Genomic DNA, 1,397 nt, shown 5'->3' with positions numbered 1-1,397 from the left:
GGCCAAGAGCGTGTTGCCCAGGCATTCGGCCAGGCACACGTGGAAGTCGCCGAGCAGGAAGCTGCGGTTGCCGACGTCGCTCTCTTTCAGTGCGGCCTTTTCACGCTGCAGGTGCGCCTTCAGCTGGCGCAGCGCGGCCTTGTCGATCTTGCCGGTGCTGCCCGTGCTGCGGATGAGGCCGAGCTCGATGACGCGCCGGGCCTCGAAGGCTTCGCGCGCCTCGTCCTGCGAGGGCTCGATCACGAACCAGCCGCGCCGCGCACTCACCGTGACGATGCCGCGCGCCGCCAGCCGGGTGAGCGCCTCGCGCACGATGGTGCGGCTGCAGTCGAACAGCATGGCCAGCGGCTGCTCGCCCAGGCGCGAGCCCGGCGCGAGCTTCTGCGCCATCACCGCCTCGACGATGCGTGCACTGATTTCGGATGCGGATGTAGACATTGGCATGCATACCAGCAGCTTTTGTGCCAACTGGTATGCAAGCTATGTGCACCGAAATGGGCCGGCGCTGCGTGCCGGTGGTGCGTGCTTGTGAGCTTCGGCGCCTTGTTGGGGGCCGTTGTTCAGGAGCGCTGCTGTTCAGGGCGCGCTCCCGCCGACGGGGGACATTCGCGGAGGGGAGTGCCCGGTGGCCTGTGCACGCCGCCCTGAAACAAGAGCCAGCAATCAATCCATCCGCGCGCCCGAAGCCTTCACCGCCTTGTCCCAGCGCGGCGTCTCGGTGGCAAGAAAGCGCGCGAAGTCCTCGCTGCCCAGATAGGCCGGGTCCGCCCCTTGGCTCACCATCCGGTCGCGCACCTCTGCGCTCGTCAGCACCTGCTTGAACGCGTCGCTGAGCTTGGCGACCACGTCCCTGGGCGTGTCCTTCGGTGCGAAGAAACCGTAGAAGCCCACCACCTCGAAGCCCTTGACGCCCGACTCGATCACCGTCGGCACATCCGGCAGCGCGGGGTTGCGCTCGCGGCTGGTCACGGCCAGCGCGCGCACCTTGCCCTGCTTGTGGTAGTTGGCCGCCTGCGGAATCGACTCGGCCATGAACTGCACCTGCCCGGCCATCAGGTCCGTGAAGGCCGGGGCGCTGCCGCGGTACGGGATGTGCACCATGAAGATGCCGGTGGCGGTCTTGAACATCTCCGGCACCAGGTGGCTGATACCGCCGTTGCCGGCCGAGCCGTAGTTGACCTGGCCGGGCCGTGCCTTGGCGTAGTCGATGAACTGCCGCAGGTTCTGCACCGGCAGCTTGGGCGTGACCAGCAGGGCCAGCGGCTGCATCGCGGTACGTGCGATGGGCACGAAGTCGCGCTGCGTGTTGTAGGGCAGCTTGCTGTAGAGCGCGCCATTGATCACGGCCACGCCGGTGTTGGCCAGCATCAGCGTGTAGCCGTCGGCCGGGCTCTTGG

2 protein-coding genes are annotated in these 1,397 nt (G+C 67.5%); both read right to left on the bottom strand.

Annotated features, from left to right (window positions below):
- Window positions 1-438 (bottom strand): GntR family transcriptional regulator (locus AC1DOC_RS33620; RefSeq protein WP_478131566.1); only part of this gene is annotated, 438 nt, incomplete at its 3' end.
- A gap of 225 nt (window positions 439-663) precedes the next feature.
- The coding region (locus AC1DOC_RS33615; RefSeq protein WP_478131565.1) for a Bug family tripartite tricarboxylate transporter substrate binding protein at window positions 664-1,397 on the bottom strand (734 nt) is incomplete at its 5' end.

It is taken from the genome of Variovorax sp. 01T439_2 (assembly GCF_056398445.1).
Note: the sequence above shows the minus strand (reverse complement) of the source record. Positions and strands in the feature narration are given on the sequence as shown.